Annotated in this window: 16 protein-coding genes, 2 pseudogenes and 1 riboswitch; of the genes and pseudogenes, 8 read left to right on the top strand and 10 right to left on the bottom strand. The window is 39.6% G+C overall.

Annotated features, from left to right (window positions below):
- The first annotated feature begins 141 nt into the window (after positions 1 to 141).
- Positions 142 to 322 (top strand): annotated as a pseudogene (locus CIK86_RS04960) (DUF6435 family protein).
- Positions 323 to 775: 453 nt separating this feature from the next.
- Positions 776 to 1,198 (top strand): GNAT family N-acetyltransferase, encoded by a 423-nt coding sequence (locus CIK86_RS04950; RefSeq protein WP_176359660.1) that lies wholly within the window; start codon positions 776 to 778, stop codon positions 1,196 to 1,198.
- A gap of 29 nt (positions 1,199 to 1,227) precedes the next feature.
- On the opposite strand, the gene CIK86_RS04945 is transcribed toward CIK86_RS04950, so the two are convergent.
- From CIK86_RS04945 to CIK86_RS04925, 5 genes and pseudogenes are all read right to left on the bottom strand, one after another.
- Positions 1,228 to 1,821 (bottom strand): DUF2238 domain-containing protein, encoded by a 594-nt coding sequence (locus CIK86_RS04945; RefSeq protein WP_086994238.1) that lies wholly within the window; start codon positions 1,819 to 1,821, stop codon positions 1,228 to 1,230.
- 42 nt (positions 1,822 to 1,863) lie between these two features.
- Positions 1,864 to 2,654: pseudogene (locus CIK86_RS04940) on the bottom strand (SDR family oxidoreductase).
- Between the two features lie 51 nt (positions 2,655 to 2,705).
- Entirely contained in the window at positions 2,706 to 3,209 is a 504-nt protein-coding gene (locus CIK86_RS04935; RefSeq protein ID WP_011327946.1) for an Mpo1-like protein, read from the bottom strand.
- 87 nt (positions 3,210 to 3,296) lie between these two features.
- Entirely contained in the window at positions 3,297 to 3,704 is a 408-nt protein-coding gene (locus CIK86_RS04930; protein WP_086994199.1) for a hypothetical protein, read from the bottom strand.
- A gap of 198 nt (positions 3,705 to 3,902) precedes the next feature.
- Entirely contained in the window at positions 3,903 to 4,856 is a 954-nt protein-coding gene (locus tag CIK86_RS04925; protein ID WP_086994196.1) for a LysR substrate-binding domain-containing protein, read from the bottom strand.
- Positions 4,857 to 4,964: 108 nt separating this feature from the next.
- Here CIK86_RS04925 and CIK86_RS04920 point away from each other — a divergent pair, with 108 nt between their 5' ends.
- Positions 4,965 to 5,912, top strand: a complete 948-nt coding sequence (locus CIK86_RS04920) for a sodium-dependent bicarbonate transport family permease (protein ID WP_011327943.1) — start codon at positions 4,965 to 4,967, stop codon at positions 5,910 to 5,912.
- A 423-nt stretch (positions 5,913 to 6,335) separates the two neighbouring features.
- The gene (locus tag CIK86_RS04915; protein WP_086994193.1) at positions 6,336 to 7,505 is read left to right on the top strand and encodes an MFS transporter; all 1,170 of its coding nucleotides are present in this window, start codon (positions 6,336 to 6,338) and stop codon (positions 7,503 to 7,505) included.
- A 131-nt stretch (positions 7,506 to 7,636) separates the two neighbouring features.
- Here CIK86_RS04915 and CIK86_RS04910 read toward each other — a convergent pair whose 3' ends face one another.
- Positions 7,637 to 8,044 carry a hypothetical protein gene (locus CIK86_RS04910; protein ID WP_011327941.1) on the bottom strand — a complete coding sequence of 136 codons (408 nt, stop codon included), beginning with the start codon at positions 8,042 to 8,044 and terminating at the stop codon, positions 7,637 to 7,639.
- A 216-nt stretch (positions 8,045 to 8,260) separates the two neighbouring features.
- Here CIK86_RS04910 and CIK86_RS04905 point away from each other — a divergent pair, with 216 nt between their 5' ends.
- Entirely contained in the window at positions 8,261 to 9,022 is a 762-nt protein-coding gene (locus CIK86_RS04905) for an IS5 family transposase (RefSeq protein WP_096317088.1), read from the top strand.
- Positions 9,023 to 9,267: 245 nt separating this feature from the next.
- Complete coding sequence (sbcB, locus tag CIK86_RS04900; protein ID WP_086993433.1) at positions 9,268 to 10,713, top strand: exodeoxyribonuclease I; 1,446 nt, start codon at positions 9,268 to 9,270, stop codon at positions 10,711 to 10,713.
- Between the two features lie 232 nt (positions 10,714 to 10,945).
- On the opposite strand, the gene CIK86_RS04895 is transcribed toward sbcB, so the two are convergent.
- The gene (locus CIK86_RS04895; RefSeq protein ID WP_041454398.1) at positions 10,946 to 11,827 is read right to left on the bottom strand and encodes an NAD(P)-dependent oxidoreductase; all 882 of its coding nucleotides are present in this window, start codon (positions 11,825 to 11,827) and stop codon (positions 10,946 to 10,948) included.
- Between the two features lie 118 nt (positions 11,828 to 11,945).
- Here CIK86_RS04895 and CIK86_RS04890 point away from each other — a divergent pair, with 118 nt between their 5' ends.
- Entirely contained in the window at positions 11,946 to 12,440 is a 495-nt protein-coding gene (locus tag CIK86_RS04890; RefSeq protein ID WP_086993431.1) for a glutathione peroxidase, read from the top strand.
- 53 nt (positions 12,441 to 12,493) lie between these two features.
- On the opposite strand, the gene CIK86_RS04885 is transcribed toward CIK86_RS04890, so the two are convergent.
- Positions 12,494 to 13,819 (bottom strand): sodium-dependent transporter, encoded by a 1,326-nt coding sequence (locus CIK86_RS04885; protein WP_011327935.1) that lies wholly within the window; start codon positions 13,817 to 13,819, stop codon positions 12,494 to 12,496.
- Positions 13,820 to 13,992: 173 nt separating this feature from the next.
- Between CIK86_RS04885 and CIK86_RS04880 the strand changes: the two genes are divergently transcribed.
- Positions 13,993 to 14,736, top strand: coding sequence for a 4'-phosphopantetheinyl transferase superfamily protein (locus tag CIK86_RS04880; RefSeq protein WP_086993429.1), 744 nt, complete (start codon positions 13,993 to 13,995; stop codon positions 14,734 to 14,736).
- Here the strand turns inward: CIK86_RS04880 and lysC are convergent.
- On the bottom strand, positions 14,713 to 16,104 hold the full coding sequence (gene lysC, locus CIK86_RS04875; RefSeq protein WP_172459232.1) for a lysine-sensitive aspartokinase 3: 1,392 nt from the start codon (positions 16,102 to 16,104) through the stop codon (positions 14,713 to 14,715). The two genes, CIK86_RS04880 and lysC, sit on opposite strands and share 24 nt — an antisense overlap.
- A gap of 75 nt (positions 16,105 to 16,179) precedes the next feature.
- Positions 16,180 to 16,352, bottom strand: a riboswitch (Lysine riboswitch).
- A gap of 132 nt (positions 16,353 to 16,484) precedes the next feature.
- A complete protein-coding gene (gene nhaD / locus CIK86_RS04870; RefSeq protein WP_086993424.1) occupies positions 16,485 to 17,732 on the bottom strand; it encodes a sodium:proton antiporter NhaD in 1,248 nt (415 codons plus the stop codon).
- Between the last annotated feature and the right edge of the window lie 116 nt (positions 17,733 to 17,848).

Raw genomic sequence — 17,848 nt, 5'->3', positions numbered from 1 at the left:
ATTTGTGATTTCAACCCTGTTAGAGTAATTATTCAATATTTAGCTGCAGGACTAATTTATACTTTAATAATCGATTTTCCACGCGGCATCGTATGTATACTCAATCAAGCAAATACATTAAAAGTAATTAAGAGAGTAAGCATGTTTTCGATATTTAAATCAGATCCAAGCAAAAAACTACGCAAAGAGTACGACGCAAAATTAGAGCAAGGCATGCAGGCACAGCGTAAAGGCGATATTAAAAGCTACGCTATGTTAAGCGCCGAGGCCGAAAAAAATTTGGAGTGAAATAGAAACTCTTGAGGCTAAAAAAGCTAAGTAAATGCATTTAGTTAAACGCGGCTCTTTGCATTAAAAACACCGGGCAGCGTTTAGTAAAATAACTCATAAATTTAAACTTTCTTTTTATACCGCTGTGGTATTTTCTGATTACTTTCAAGTAAAAGCAGCAAATAAGTATTAATCAGCCTCCCCACCCCAAAAAAACCACTTAAAAACTTAACTACTAAATAAATCCCACTCAATAAAACCAAATAAATTATTAAGCGACAACTACTGCGCATTAAAACCGTATTTATATTTTGCCCTATAACCTTATTAAAAGTTGTTTTAGGCATAACAGTAAAACTTATTTTATACCCCGCATAAACAATTGTTTACATAGACGTTTTTAAGTGAAATTATTGAACAATATAATACACGCTATTTTGGGGTGTGATAACTCAAAAAGTGGGACTCATTATCCATATAAGTAATTAAAGCAGGGAGATTTGCAGTGATTTCATATCAAGCAACAGTCGATCTTTATGCATCGGCAGATATTACATATAAAAATATGCGTTCATACTATGAATATTATTCGGTTTGCTGGGAACAATCTAATATACAAGAGCAAATTGTAGACTTAGAAAATTGGGATATTCTTTATAATACTTCGCTCGTTGGCGCAATTCGTTTAGCCTTTGATAATGAAGGATGTTATATCCGAGATATACAGGTTAGTGAGAAATTTCAAAATAAGGGAATTGGGGCAGCTGCTCTAGCAGAGTGCGAACGATTAGCGATTAAAGCTGGTGTTAATTTACTTAGACTACGAGTTTTTAAAATTAGCCCTGCGTATCATCTGTATACGAGAAATGGCTTCGTAATAGACAAAGAAGAAGACCGGTTTTTCTATATGTCACGAAAGATCTATTAACAAGCGCTATAAAGCCTAAGCATAATAACTCATCCATAATCTTTAACGCTTTTTAGCTGCTTGTCGTGTACTTTAGAAAGCACTAATAGCGAGCAAATAGCACCTAATAGTGCTAATCCCATATCTGATTGGGTATCCCAAATATAACCCTGAGTGCCTAAAAATGCTTCGGCATTTTCGCCGCTCAACAATGCCACCCACCACTCTAGTAGCTCATAAAAAGCACTAAAGGCTAAGCATATCGAAATAATAAACGTAATGAGCCACCCTTTGCCATTAACTACATTTTTACGCAGTAAAATTTCGCGTGCTAGTAATGCAGGTACAAAGCCCTGAAAAAAGTGCCCTACTTTGTCGTAGTTATTGCGCTCACTGCCAAATAAATTATCGAATAGCGGTACTTCAGCATAGGTGTAATGGCCGCCTACCATCAACACAATACAATGCGCTAGAATAAACCAATATAAAATAGGGGTTAACTTAAATTGTTTATAGGTGCCAAGCATAATTACCACACCAATAATGGCTGGTAGCACTTCTAAAAACCAAGTAAATTGATCTTTTGGGTTTATGCCCGACCAGATCAGCACGCTAAAAAATAATCCGAGCCATATATACTTTATTATCATTTTTATACTCAACTATAGCTTTCTTGAATTTTGGTATTATTTAAAGTTAACTTTAGCTGTTAAACGGTTAAATAAACGCGGAAAAAAGCGTTTAATGGTAGGAGCCCAACCACTTAAGCCTTGGCCAACAATCACTTCATCTTTTTTGCTATTAATAGCGTTAATCATTTTTGATGCGGCTACTTTAACATCCATGCCATTTTCTATAGCTTGCTCAGATTTATTTTGTGCAACACCTTGCGGGTTTAATGAGTTATGCGCAATCGCGGTTTTTATAAAACCTGGGCAAATTGTTAAACAATGAATGTTATGCTCTTTTACTTCTGCGCGCAGGCAATCCATAAACCCCACCACTGCAAATTTAGTGCCTGAGTAACCGGTTCTTAGTTTAGAGCCTACCTTTCCTGCCACACTACTTATAGCCACAACCGAGCCACTTTTTCTTGCAACCATAGAGGGCAATACCGCTTTAGTTAACGCCACTAAACCAAAATAGTTAACCTCCATTAATTGGCGATACACTTTAAAGTCGTTTTCTAAAAATAAGCTACGCTGCGATATGCCACCGTTATTAATTAAAATATCGATTGCGGGCAACTCATTTATTGCCGCGGTAACTTTACTTAATACTTCTTCGGGCTTTGCTAAATCGAGTGGTAATATTAAATGCCCACCTCCTTTTAGCTCAGCCTTCAGCGCTGTCAGTTTTTCAACATTACGCGCCGATAAAATAACGCTAGCGCCCAGCTCTGCAAACTGTATTGCCAGCTCCCTACTATGCCCGATGACGCGCCGGTGATCCACACTGTTTTATTATTATAATCCATACATTGTTACCGTATTTTTATGCTTTAGTTACAGCACGTTAGTTATTGTGTTTATGGCTTGGTTGGGCCGGCAATATCGGTTACTTGCTGCTCTAGCTTTTTATAACAGCCCAACATAAATAATAGCTCTGCAGTTACATACAAAGGGCCAATAATAAGCCCCGATATATCATCTATAAACGCGGGTTTTTTACCTTCAAAATAGTGGCCAGCAAACTGTAAAATCCAACCAAATACAAACAGCCCTACACTAATCGTTAACCAAGGAGTAAATGCCATGGCTGCAATAGGTTGCGCGCCCACAAGTAATATAGTTAATAGCACAGCCATAATAAGACCCAACGACACACTCAACATTAAATAATACACAACTGATACAAATACAATAAGTTGTCCGCCATCTATAACAAGGCCTCCCAACGGGATCTGAATGCGCGCCAATAAGCACAATACGGCAAATACAATGAGCGGAATGCCTAACAGGTGGGTGAGTACATTGCGTTTTGAGCGGTGATAAAGCCCGTAGTTACCTAGTTGCTGCTGCAGGGTTTTCATTAGTAATCCTTGTTTATTTTTGTTATAAGTTTTTACCTTAGCAAAAGTAAGCACAATAACAATGTAAACTATTCAATATTATGTAAATTAAATAAGTGCAAAAATTATTTTTCCCGGCTCATGCTGAGGTTTCATATCCATTCGATCGCGCCCTTGTTGGTATTCTTGCTCAAGCATTTTTTCAAGTTCGTTAATTTTATCTGCAATTACATCAAGATCAGCGCCTTGCGCTTGTAACTCTTTAGTCAGCTCCTCTATTGCCGCTTTTAGCTCGTCTATTTTGTCTTTATTTACACCTAAACGCTGATAAACAAGCGCTTCTTGAGCTTTTTCTAAAAATGATTGCTCTTTAGGGGCTGAGTTTATGCCTTTAACATCACCTGCTTTTTCATCAATGGGGGGATTGATTGCCGCAACTTCGCTTGGGCTTGCCGCTTTAGTTACACTAGAGGAGTTATAGTTACTGTATTGATTTTTAAACGTTATTGTTGTCATTAGCTCAAACCCATTGCTGCGTTACAAGCTATGCAGCAATTTTAGTTCCAACTAAGTAAAAAAGCCCTAACAAAATCTAAACTTAAACCTTACTTAGCTTTATTTAAAATAAAAGCAAAATAATAAATAGTTAGAGCTAAGTATTATGGGTGTTTTTATAACCATTATTGATAGCAATATAACTACTATTTTTTAAATTTAACTTTTAGGTTCTAAATATAATCTATGAACTTCATTGCGTACCCATTTTGTATCGAGGTAATGCTCTAAATTAGCTTGGGCAAACTTTAAAAAGCTGCGCGCTGCGTGCGAAATGTGTCTGTCGGTACGCATTACAAAGTACCATTGGCTGGCTATATCGGTGTCGATCACATGCAGTTTTGTATAGCTATTATCATCTTTTGGTAAAACATGATGCGACAGCAAGCTAATTCCCATACCCGACGACACTGCAACCCGTATGGCTTCGTTACTCGCCATTTTAACGCCGTCGCTAAGTACTAAGCCCCTACTTTGTAGCTCACTTTCAAATAGCATACGTGTGGCAGATCCGTTTTCACGCAGTAAAAAGCGATATGGCATTAAGTCCGCCAACGTTACGTTTTTTTTATTCAATAGAGGATGATTATTAGGCACTATAAATTCTAATGGATTATGTAAAAACCGAGCAGCTTGGGCTTGCTCTAACGATGGTGGGTGGCTAAAAACGTAAATGTCGTCTTCTCCACGCTCAAAGCGAGCTAATACCTCTTCGCGATTGCCAATTTCCAGCGGTAACTCTACATGCGGATGCAAATTACTATAAGGGCCGAGTAATTTAGGTAAAATATATTGCGCCGTATTTACCATGGCAATTTTACATCGGCCTCGCTCGCCTCCACGTAATTCGGCTAAAAAATCTTGGTAATCTTCAAAATGAGCAAACACCTGCTTGCAGGTTCTAAATAGCTCAAGGCCAGCCTCGGTTACCTGTAACTTTTGCTGTTGCATAGTTATTAGTGGCTCTCCTATTTCTTCTTGTAAGCGCTTTATTTGAAGTGAAACAGTAGGTTGCGTTAAATAAAGCTGCCTTGCTGTTTCACTTAACGAGCGGGTTTTTACTACACTCATAAACACTTCTAGTAATCTAAACGATATATGCCTTAAATCCATACCCACCTCATAGATAGTTATCTATACATAACCACTGTTCATTTTATTATTTACTATACAAAGTTTTCTCTACAATAGCGCCACTTAATTTTATAGCTAGGAAACACCGTGCCCGATATTGTTGTTATGTTTTTTATATTAGGTTTAATCGCCGGACTTATACACTCTGATCTTGCTATACCCAAAGCCACTTACGAAACCCTAAGCTTACTGCTAATGCTTACTATTGGTTTAAAAGGCGGTATGGTTTTACACGGTAATTTAAATTGGCAGCTACTCCCTGAAATGGGGGCCATTATGCTGCTTGGGGGGCTTATTCCTTTAATGCTGTACCCTATTTTAAAGTACGTTATTACACTTTCTCATGCTAATAGTGCCAGTATTGCGGCGCATTATGGCTCTGTTAGTGCGGGTACATTTGCTGTTGCGCTTGCCTACGCAGAGTCGTCTAGTTTGGTTGTAGGCGCTGAAGTAACTTTGTATTTAGTGATGCTAGAGCTGCCGGCCATTATTGTTGGCCTGCTGATATATAGAAAATTTAATAAAGAAAGTGCGCCAGCTAAAAAGCTGTCTTTAAAAGCGGTTTGGCACGAAGCACTAACCAATAAAAGCGTTATTTTACTCGTTGGCGGTGTAATTATTGGCATAATGTACGGCACGCAACAAGGTAGCCAAGTTACCAGCTTATTAACTAACGGCTTTAAGGTTGTACTGGCATTATTTTTACTTGAAATGGGTTTAACCGCAGCGCAAACTTTGCGCCCTGTGCCTTGGCATCATTGGAAGTTAGCTTTATTTGCTATTATTACCCCTTTATTTTTGGGCACGCTTGGCGTAGCAGTCGGTACACTTTTACACCTGGAAATGGGTTCAATTGTAGTTTTAGGGAGCCTAGTTGCCAGTGCCTCATACATTGCAGCGCCTGCAGCCATAAAAGCCGCTATTCCAGAAGCGAATATTGGCCTTGCTATGCTGTGCTCTTTAGGTATTACCTTTCCGTTTAATGTTTTAATAGGTATTGGTTTGTATCATCAATTAGCGCTGCTAATGCAGTAATCAAACGTTTAGTTTTAACTCAGCTGCATAAATTAAAACCGCTCGTTTACAACACATAAAAGTAATCGTTTTAAAGGCTGTTACTTTTATTTGTTGTGCCGCAACTATTTAAAACTTAAAAACGCTTACGAACAGTTTGCTAAACGGCTTAAATTTATTGCTCTTATCGCATTAAACCAAGCAAATAAAATAACAAAAACCATACAATTTTAATACGTTTAAAACACAAACACGTCGCAATTGTGCGCTTATTTTACGTAATTGTGCAGTTAAAAATTTATTTTCATTGATTAATAAAAAATCACTTTACTTCCTTTCAAAAGAGTCCTACATTCGCCGCAAAATCAACCAACATTAAATAATCGCCTTAAAACAGAGTCGGTAAACAGCGTTTATTTATGACCTTAAAATCGGATAATTCTAATGATAGAATTCGTTGCTACTAGCAAGTCAAATAACCCGTTAGCACCTGTTATCGGTTTGTCTTTTTTTGCTATAGCTTCTGGCTTTTTAATGAGCCTGATCCCGCTATCGCTATCGGCATTTAAACTCGATGTAGATCTTGCCCCATGGCTAGCGAGTGTATTTTATTTTGGCTTACTTATTGGCGCTACATGCATTGAACGCATAGTGGTAAAAATAGGCCACAGGTTTGCTTTTATTTTATTTCTTAGTTTATTAATTTTAAGTGTTCTTGCTCAGCTAGTTATGCCTAAAACTGGGGTTTGGTTAATGGCGCGTTTTGTTGCCGGTATGGCCGTTGCAGGTGTATTTGTGGTGGTTGAATCGTGGTTATTAATGACCAACACGCCTAAAGCTCGTGCTAAACGTTTAGGCCTTTACATGACCTCGCTTTATGGCGGCAGCGCAGTAGGCCAACTTGCTATAGCACCGCTAGGCACGGTAGGTGCTGTGCCCTACTTATTTGTAGTTGGTTTATTATTGCTAGCAATTTTAGCACCGTTATTAATTACATCAGGCCAACCAGATAGCCAAGAACTACAAAAACTGCCATTAAAAGAAATTAAAACCCTTAGCCGCCCAGCAATATTAGGTTGCTTAGCGTCGGGGCTATTACTGGGGCCAATTTACGGATTAATGCCTGTATATATCGCAGCACAAAGCGAGCAAGCTCAATATACAGGTTTGTTAATGGCAATTATTATTCTTGGCGGCATGTTAGTACAGCCACTTGTAAGTTACTTATCTACTCGTATGGGTAAAAACTTACTCATGGCAATGTTTTGCTTTTTAGGTGCAGCAAGTGTGTTAGGTATATTGCAAGCAACCAGCTTTAGCGGCTTAGTTGTTAGCTATTTAGTGTTAGGGGCAGCAAGCTTTGCACTTTATCCTATTGCCATTACGCTCGCCTGCGACTCTTTGCCTATGGCTAAAATTGTATCAGCAACCGAAATCATGCTTTTAAGCTACAGCTTAGGCTCTGTGCTAGGCCCAATGCTTGCAGCTAACTTCTCTGATGCAAGCGATGGTATTTTACTTTATTTAGGCGGCTGCTTAGCCACCACCTGTATTTACATGCTAATTAAAAGCATGAAAGACATTCCAACAGGCAGTACACCCGTTGCAGGCTAAGCTAGCAACCACATAAATTAGTAATACAAAAATGCCGCTCAGTAAAATGAGCGGCATTTTTTGTTGTTCACAATTAATAATAATACTTTATAAAGGCATCGCCCTTTTTAATCTTTGCTATTTAATGCTTCTTATAAAGATAGCTCTTGTTTAGCGCGCGTTAAGTTATGTGATACAAGTGCGTTTTTATTAAGCTGCACTGCCTCGTATAAATCAGCGATTGCAGCAGTCTCGTTATTTGCTTTTAAACGTGCAACACCACGGTTACTTAACGCGTACGATGTAAGCTGGCGTAGTTTAAACTTAGAGCCTTGTGCATTATTTAATAGTGCAATTGCTTGTGTACACACGGCTTCAGCTTCAGCGTAATTTTTTGACTTAACGTTAAGCGCACAGCTGTTAAACGATTGCTCCAACTGCTGTGGTGCAGTTGCGGTTTCAATAACCATTAATTTGTAATCACTTTGCTCAGCCATTGCAGCAGCTGAACATGTAAGTAGTGAGCTAAGAGCGATAGTTTTGATAAGTGTTAATTTCATGGTCATAGTCCTATTAGTTAAGTCGTGCTTGTTGCCGACAACTGAACTTTAGAGAATTAACACAAAATCGACAAACGATTAAAATAAACTCGATAGGTGAATAAAACTAACCTATAGACTTTAGTCTAGGGCGTGTTGATCTTTGTGGTATGAAAAACAAACAGCATGAAGATAAGGTATAATTGAATTCGCCAGAAAACTTTACACCGAACCTACATGCCAAGATTAATGTTAACAGACGGGACATGGAATGTCTTATCAAAAGTAATGTACTTAAGTGGTCGAATTTATAATAAGCCCAACCATAGAAAAACGCTCGAAGGCATACTGTATAAGATGCGCACAGGTATTCCATGGCGAGATTTACCTTCTGATTTTGGCCGTTGGAGTGCTATCTACAGACGGTTTAATTTATGGTCCAAAAAAGGGATTTTGAATGAACTGTTTCGCGCATTATCTCGTGATGCGGACATGGATTGGGTCTTCATTGATGGCAGTATTGTCAGGGCTCATCAACATAGTTGCGGTGCAAGAACTGCTGACAATGAATCAATTGTAAAGAGCCGAGGTGGAAATTCTACGAAAATTCATCTTGCAGTCGATAGCGGAGGGTTGCCTGTTTATTATGAATTATCCTGTGGAAATACGCATGATATCGTCCATGCAGAGTCACTCGTAGCTAATTGCCCAACAAGTAATATGGTTGTCGCAGATAAAGGCTACGACAGTGAAAAACTGAGAGCGTTTGTTCGTGATAATAACGCTACACCCGTTATTCCACGTAAGGGCAACAGTTTAGTAGGCAATGAAGATATTGACTGGTGCATGTACAAATATCGGCACTTGGTTGAGAATGCATTTGGCCGTATTAAGCAATATAGAGGGATAGCCACGCGGTATGAAAAGCTTGAACGAAATTATCATTCAATGCTCGCTTTAGCATTTACTATGATGTGGCTACCAATGTGGGCTGATTGATATATGTACTACAAAGATCAACAGCCCCTAGTGATGATTCATTAATTTACTCTCATATAATTTATCTAGTTGTCGTAGCCCCTCTACTTACTTTTTGCTTCACTTATGCTTAAAAAGCAAGCACATCATTTTTCACCCAAAACTATAAACTCCCCCGCCCATATGCCATAATCTAAATAATTCATAATTTTAGTAACTTGGCGCTATTTTTGGCGCTTTAAAGTTAACTACTCAAGGTTTTACGCATGGCATATCAAGAGCAAAATCAACCTACAATATACTGGCACGACTACGAGACTTGGGGGGCTAGTCCGCAAAAGGATAAGCCGAGCCAGTTTGCGGGTGTTCGTACCGATCTTGATTTGAATATTATTGGTGAGCCGCTTATTGAATACTGTAAACCGCAGGCGGATTACTTGCCGCATCCTGAGGCGTGTTTAATTACCGGCATTACGCCACAAGTGGCGATGAAAAAAGGCTTGGTTGAGGCTGAATTTATAGCAAAAATTCATGCACAATTTAGTGTGCCAAATACCTGTGTTGCCGGTTATAACAGTATTCGCTTTGATGACGAAGTAAGCCGTTATAGCTTTTATCGTAACTTTTACGATCCGTACGAGCGCGAATACAAAAACAACAACAGCCGTTGGGATATTATTGATTTAGTGCGTGCTTGTTATGCACTGCGCCCAGAGGGCATTGAATGGCCGTTAAAAGAAGACGGTAGCCCAAGCTTTAAGTTAGAGCATTTAACCGTTGCCAACGGTATTGAACACGCTGCGGCGCACGATGCACTAAGCGATGTAACCGCTACTATTGCACTGGCTAAACTAATAAAAGACAAGCAGCCAAAGCTGTATAACTTCTTTTTTAGTTTACGTGGTAAAAAAGCCTTAGCTGAGTTGGTTGATGTATTTAACATGACCCCGCTCGTACATACCAGCTCACGCATTCCAGCAACGCAAGGCTGTACTAGCTGGGTTGCACCTATGAGCTTTCATCCGGTAAATAAAAATGCCGTAATTTGTTTTGATTTAACTCAAAGCCCACAAGTACTTATTGATTTAAGTGTTGAGCAATTACGTAAACGTTTATATACCAAGCGTATTGATTTAGCTGAAGACGAATTACCCGTAGGGTTAAAACTAGTGCATTTAAACAAGTGCCCTATTTTAGCACCTGCTAAAACGTTATTACCTGAAAATGCAGCGCGTTTAGGCATTGACCGCGAGCAATGTTTAAAAAACTTGGCGGTGTTAAAAGCCAATAGCGAGTTGCGCGATAAAGTAACTGAGGTGTTTAACGAACAAGGCGATTACAGCGCAACAACTAACGTTGACTATTTACTTTACGATGGGTTTACTAGCCATGCAGATAAAGCTAAATTTGCGATTATTCGCGATGCAAAACCCGAAGACTTAGCCGATTTAAAACTCGATTTTGAAAATAAAAAGTTTAATACTTTATTGTTTAGATACCGCGCTCGTAACTGGCCGCAAACGCTTAACCAGCAAGAGCTGGATCAATGGCGTCAGTATTGTCAAAACAAGTTAATGCACGGGGAAGATCAACCCTCAATTAACGCTCAAGACTTTATGATCACACTTGAGAATTTAGCCCATGAGCACGACGATAGTGAAAAAAACCTAACCATTTTAAAAGCCTTATATAACTACGCACAAAGCATGTAGCTTGCTTTAAGTTTATTGGTACAACGCATACAAAAACGCGACGCTTTATAACTAAAGCGTCGCGTTTTTTGTTTTAAGTAAATGAGAAGACATAAAACCAACAATGATCTTTTTAGATCTATCACTTCCTCTAAAAGCGCAGCGCCTCTTAACCTCTTGGTGAATAAATCACTTTACGGGCTTTGCACATCACGCAAGCTTGGCGTCTACAACGATATACTCAAGGTAAACGTTATTTTTTATGCTGTGCTTCAATGCGTGCAAGTAAGCTTGATGTATCGTAGCGGCCACCGCCTAATGCTTGCACGTCGGCGTAGTACCCATCTACTGTGGCTGTCATTGCTAGCGTTGCGCCGTTATTTTTAGCCTCATTAAGCGCTATGCCTAAGTCTTTACGCATCCAATCAACTGCAAAACCAAAGTCGTATTCCCCTGCCCACATGGTTTTGTAACGGTTTTCCATTTGCCACGAACCGGCTGCGCCTTTAGAAATAGTTTCTATTACTTTTTCACCATCAAGCCCTGCTTGCTTTGCAAAATGTAAGCCTTCGGCTAAGCCCTGTACTGCACCCGCAATACAAATTTGATTAACCATTTTACATAATTGCCCTGAGCCTACGCCACCTAACAATTGGCTAAAACGACTAAATGCCGTCATAACAGGCTGCACTTTGGCAAATACAGCTTCGCTGCCACCAGCCATTACCGTAAGCACGCCATTTTCGGCGCCAGCTTGGCCTCCCGATACTGGCGCGTCAATAAAGTCGACTTTTAATAACGCTGCTTTTGCTGCCACTTCGCGTGCCACTGTTGCTGAAGTAGTGGTATGATCGACCAAAATACTGCCCGCTTTAATACCGGCTAATACTCCATTTTCGCCATATACTACCGAGCGTAAATCGTCGTCGTTACCCACACACATAAATACAATGTCGGCATCGTTTACAGCTTCGCGTGGAGTAGCTGCAAAGCTGCCGCTAAATTCGTTAGCCCACTTTTGAGCTTTAGCTTGAGTACGGTTATAAACGCACACACTGTGCCCTGCTTTTGCTAAATGCCCCGCCATTGGGTAACCCATTACGCCTAAACCTATAAATGCTACTTTCATTGACATAAAAATGACCTATTAAACTGATAACTTAAAAACCATGCCTGATTATGTCAATCGGTTGATAAAAAAGCGAATGAAGTCTTTATAAAGTTTATTTAATAGGAATTTAAGTAGGTGATCTATGGATAGTATTTATCAATTTAATGCAGAATGCTGTAACAAGGCGCTTTTTTCTTTTAAGCAGTTAAAAGGCAAAACGCTACTTATTGTAAATATTGCCAGTGAATGTCATTTGTCGGCGCAGTTAACCGCTTTAGAAAAGCTGTATCAGCAGTATAAAAACAGTGGATTTACCATTTTAGCGTTTCCGTGCAATCAATTTGGCCAAAAGGAGCCGCTTGATAATTTAGCCATTAACAGCTTTTATCAAGCGCAATTTAATACTACATTTGAAATATTTGCCAAAGTAATGGTAAACGGCCCAGAAGCTCACCCCTTGTTTAATTACTTAAAACTGCACACCAGAGGTATTTCGCAAGGACGAGTAATAAAGTGGAACTTCACTAAATTTTTAATTAATTCGCAAGGCCAACTTGTTTCTCGTTATGCGCCGCGCACCAAGCCAGAAACATTAAAGCAGGCAATTGAAAATCAGTTATTGCTAACAGCTAAATAACAAAGCAAAACGAGAGCAAAAGCTCCCGTTTTATTTATAACGTGCAGTAATGCTTAACTACTAAATGCCACATTGGCAAATACCAAGGTCATTAATATTGGGCAAACAAAACGTATGTACTGAGCAAACCAGTAATGCGCGCCGCTAGTTGCTTGGTGTAATTTGTTACCGCGCTGCCATAACCAGCCCACTGTAACAAAGTAAAACAGCCCCATTAACGGTAATTGGTACTGGGTAAATACCATAATAACCAAGCCAAATAACCAATCAAAATTAAGTATTATTAAGCTGGCAAACACTAGCACTACGCCACTAACCAGCCACGTAGCTTTAGTGCGATCAACGCCGTGGTTTTCGACTAAAAACGCCACCGGAATTTCGGTGGTTGATATAGTAGAAGTAACCGAGGCTATCGACATTAATACAAAAAACAATAAACCAACCAATAAGCCAATATCGCCCATGGTGCTGAATAACGCTGGTAAAATGGCAAAAATAAGCTGCCCTTCGCCAATTAATTTACCGTTACTAAATACTTCTACGCCGTTGTGCTGCGCCACATAAATAGCAGGCACAATAAGTAAACCAGCTAAAAAGGCCACACTGGTATCGAGTAGTGCTACGCTGGCAGTCAGTTTTGGTAAGTTAGCACCGGGTTTTAAATACGAGCCGTAAATCATCATACAGCCCACACCTAGCGATAAGGAGAAAAAGGCTTGCCCCATAGCTGCAATAATTAAGTTAGGGTCGAGTATTTGGCTAAAATCAGGTATTAAATACGCTGCAAAGCCATCACTTGCACCATCTAGCGTTGCAATATAAATAATTAAACCAATTAGCAATACTAGTAGCACCGGCATTAAACGCCGTGACCAGGTTTCAATACCCGATTTAACCCCTTTTAAAATAATACTCGCGGTTAAAATAAGCATAAGTGGGGTAAACACAAAATTACGCAGCGCAGAGTCGCTGTGTAAAAATTCGCTAGCGCCGCTAAAGCCTAAAAATGTAGTTACGGGTTCAATAGCATACGACAGCATCCACCCCGCCACTATTGAATAAAAGCTAAGCATTACAATAGCGCCGCCAAGGCCAATATAACCTGCAGCCGCGCCTACTTTAGGGGCTTTATTTTGCCATGCTTGCCTAAGTGCTTTTACCGGATTAGCTTGGGCGTAATACCCTAAATACAGCTCGGTATATAAAGCCGGCAAAGCAAGTAAAAATATAACAATAAAGTAAACCAGTAAAAAAGCACCGCCACCATGATTAGCAGCCTGCGTAGGAAAACCCCATATATTACCTAAACCTACCGCTGCGCCAGCGGCGGCCAATACAAAACCAAGTCGACTTTGAAAACCATCACGCACTTGTGTCATACACCTACAAATCTGTTATTATTTTAGCTGTTGTGAATTAAACCATATTTCATCGCGCCTTAGTAATAAAAATGTACCTAGCGCGCACAACAACTAACAACCGCTCACTATATGTTCAGCTTATGCATACAAGCAGGTAATCGGTATTAAATTTATTATTATTTTGAGCGTTTATGAGTTCACTTTACTTTAAAAACACCCTGCAAATTAATCAGCCTTTTAGTAACAATAAAAGCCCTATTTTATTGTTTGACGCTAAAACGCTCGATATAAGCCAATATAATTTGCCTGATTATTTAAGCCCTTTTGAGCTGCAAATAATAAACCGCCGTAAAAGTGTATCGGCCAAGCAAGAATATTTAGCCACGCGATTATTACTTAAGTATTTAGTTATAACCTCGCACCCTAATATGGCGGGCATTAAGCCGTGTAATATAAGTTCAGAGTTTAACCTACAAACAAGTAAATTAGCGCTACACATTAATAACAGCCACACCGTTATTAATACCTGTATATCGCATTCTAATGGTTTTGTTGGCGCTGCACTTAACCCTACAAAAGCCCAGTTTGGTTTCGATATTGAAAAAATAAGCACAAAGCGCCCATTTGAAAAGCTCGCAAAGCATTTTTATCATACCGATGAAATTGCGCTGATCACCAAGCCTGCCAATGCAGAGGATCAAGCTAAACACTTTTTTAGAATTTGGACCTTAAAAGAAGCGCTCGCTAAAGCCACTAGCCGCCCTATTGCCAAGTTGCTAAGCCCTAATGTGTTTACTGAGTTAACTTGCTCACAGCTTAATGCCAGCAGTGCTGTGGTGGGTAAGTTTGATATAAGTGTAGTGAGTGAAAAAAGCACTGACTGGCAGTGCTCTCTTATTAATTTAGCTGTATTAGGCCGCGCAATCGCTCTCTAATAGTCGGCTATGAATAGCTTGCACTACGTTGTCGGATTCGCCTTGCTCGACCAAAAAGCACAAGTTATGCTTACTTGCACCGTGGCAAATTAGCCGTATATTAAAGTCACTTAATACCTGCATTAAGTTCATTTCATGCTGGCGTAACTGTATTTCTGAGCCAATAAGCGCCACTAAAGTTAAGTTATTTTCTACCGATACATGGCAAAACTCAGCAAGTTTATCTAAACACCCCTGATCAAGCTCTGGGCGCGATGCATTAGGCGCGTTATCAAGCGTTATTGCTACGCTAATTTCAGAGGTGGTCACTAAATCTACCGAAATATTAAACTCACTTAAAATAGTAAACACTCGTGCTAAAAAGCCACTAGCTAATAGCATTTCTGGGCTTTTAAGAGTAAGTAATATTTGGTTTTTGCGTTGTGTTACTGCGCGGATTCCTGGCAGTTGCGACTTTTCACGCTCAATCCAAGTACCACCACGCTCAGGTTCACGGCTCGACCCTACAAACACATTAATATGGCTGCGGCTGGCGGGTAAAATAGTTGCCGGATGCAATACTTTTGCACCAAAGGTAGCCATTTCGGCGGCTTCGTCAAAGCTGAGGCGTGCAATTGGCGTGGCTTTTACACATAAACGCGGGTCGGTACTAAAAATACCCACTACATCAGTCCAAATATGTACACTTTTAGCATGAATAGCCTCGGCCAGTAATGCCGCGCTGTAGTCTGATCCACCGCGCCCTAAAGTGGTCGTTTGGCCGTGTTCGTCGCTGCCAATAAAGCCCTGTGTAACAATTACTTGATCGTCTAACAGCGGAACAAGTAATGCGCTTGCCGCTTGTGCAGTAGCTGCAACATTAGGGGTTGCTTTGCCAAATTGACTGTCGGTTTTAAGCACTTGACGCACGTCAAAGCGTATTGCATTTAAACCTTTTGAGCGCAGCACTTGGGTAAATAAATAAGTTGATAATCGCTCGCCAAAACTTAATAGCTCGTCATGTAGCGCTTTTGTTTGTAACGTTTGGCTGGCTAGTTTTTCAAATGCCGCTAACGTCTGGGCAAAGCCCTGCTCTAAATCGGTATCTAAACTCAATTCAGCTAAAATAGCCTGCTGAATCGCTAGCACACCGTTAATATGCGCTTGGCGCTCATCTTCGCTAAGGCTGCTATTGCACAGCTCAACTAAATGATTAGTGACTCCTGCGCTGGCGCTTAGTGCAACAATACGCACGCTTTTATCTGCTACTATTATTTTACTACTGTGATCCATAGCTGCAAAGTTAGCTACGCTGGTGCCGCCAAATTTAGCAACGGTATAATTTGATTTGTTGCCTAATACTACATGTGGCACTGATTGGGTTGTCATTTCGTCTCCTTTCACGGCATCCAAACCGTAATAAAACAAGAAGAACTTGGCAGCAAATATAAGGTAAGAAAATTCACTGCCAGAAGCTCTCCACCTATATTGGTGACAGTTTTGAGGATTCAGCCCCATAAACCGAAAAATAACGACGACGACGTGTTATTTTTCTCGGCGAGTACTTCCCTCTTTAATGCTCAACGGCGTTCGTCACCTCACATTAAATACCTAAGTATCGCACCTCTTCTGAATGTTGTATTAATGGCTATTTTCGCAATCACTAATAAAACAAAACCCCAGCAATATATTGAAAAGCTCAATACTTTACTGGGGCTTTGAAAGTTATCGTTTAGACATCTAGCTGTCAAGCACTTTAATAACTAATATTAAACAAAACCAGCCATTAAATACGAGCCGGTATAGCCTACTGTGTAACAAATTAATAAATAAAACGACAAGCGTAAGTAGTTCATAAAGGTCAGCTCTTTAACTTTACTCATGGCAATAATACCCGCCGCTGAGCCTATAATTAACATAGAACCCCCTACGCCTGTGGCATAAGTAAACGACAGCCAATGCTGTTGTGTCATTACTATATCTGCTTTTAATAACGCGGCAGTAAGTGGTACGTTATCAACGCCTGCTGATAATATACCCATTAAGTAGTTAGCATATTCAGGTGCCATTATTGTATATAACTCACTAAAGTGACTTAGCATACCTACTTCTTTTAACGCCCCTACCAGTAGTAATACACCTACAAAAAACAGCAAGGTGTCGTATTCTATTTCACGAATAAAATCTATCATGTCTTTGTTAATGTCTTTTTTACGCATTAAAAATTGCGCTACTAAAAACATCATAGACAAACCAAACAAAAAGGTAAGCAATGGCGGTACACTGTATAAAACACTCAGCGTTAAGGTGGCAATAACCGTAGATAAAAAGATAACTGCAATTGTAATATCGGTTTTTTCAATGCGTTTTTGCTTCGTTTTAGTAAAGTCGAGCTGGCCATTTAAGCCAATTGATAACAGTGCGGCTAACAGCATCACACTTATAAATGCTGGCACAATTAACAATAACAAATTGCTAATAGTTACTTTGCCATCTAAAAATATCATTAACGTGGTTACATCGCCGGTAATTAACGACACACCACCGGAGTTAACCGCAAAGATAATCAGCGTGGCGTATCTAATTAGCTTTTTGGCTTCAAGTTTTAATGATAAAACCACCGCTAAAGATATAAGCGTAGCGGTTACGTTATCGGAAATAGAAGAGAATATAAATGCAAAAACACCAACCAAAAACATTAACTTACGTTCGCTAATTCGTTTTGGCATAATCCGGTTAACAATATTTTCGATAAACCCTTTTGAGTTTAAATAGGCAACAAAGGTCATTGCCGCCATTAAAAACAACCATAAGGAGGCAATTTCTAAAATATTATGATTAAGGAGTGATTGAATCGTATCAGGGCTTTGCCCATTAATAGGGAAGATAAAAGAGATAATCCAGCAGAGCGTACCAAAAAAAAGTGTCGTTTTAGCTTTGTTTACGTGGATTATATCCTCAATAACGATCAGCAAAAATGCAATCGCTATTAAAGTCAGGATAATAGAGGAAACCATGATAATTGAACAACCTTTGGAATAATGTAAAAATTGAACCTATGAAGAAAATAGAGCCGCACATTTCGTGTGCCTATTTTCGGTGCGGATGTTATCACTATGACCTGGTAAAAACT

This window comes from Pseudoalteromonas sp. JB197 (genome assembly GCF_002332205.1).
In the GTDB taxonomy this organism is placed as follows: Bacteria; Pseudomonadota; Gammaproteobacteria; order Enterobacterales; family Alteromonadaceae; genus Pseudoalteromonas; species Pseudoalteromonas nigrifaciens.
The sequence above is the reverse complement of the archived record's forward strand: the minus strand, read 5'-3'. Positions and strand labels throughout refer to the sequence as shown.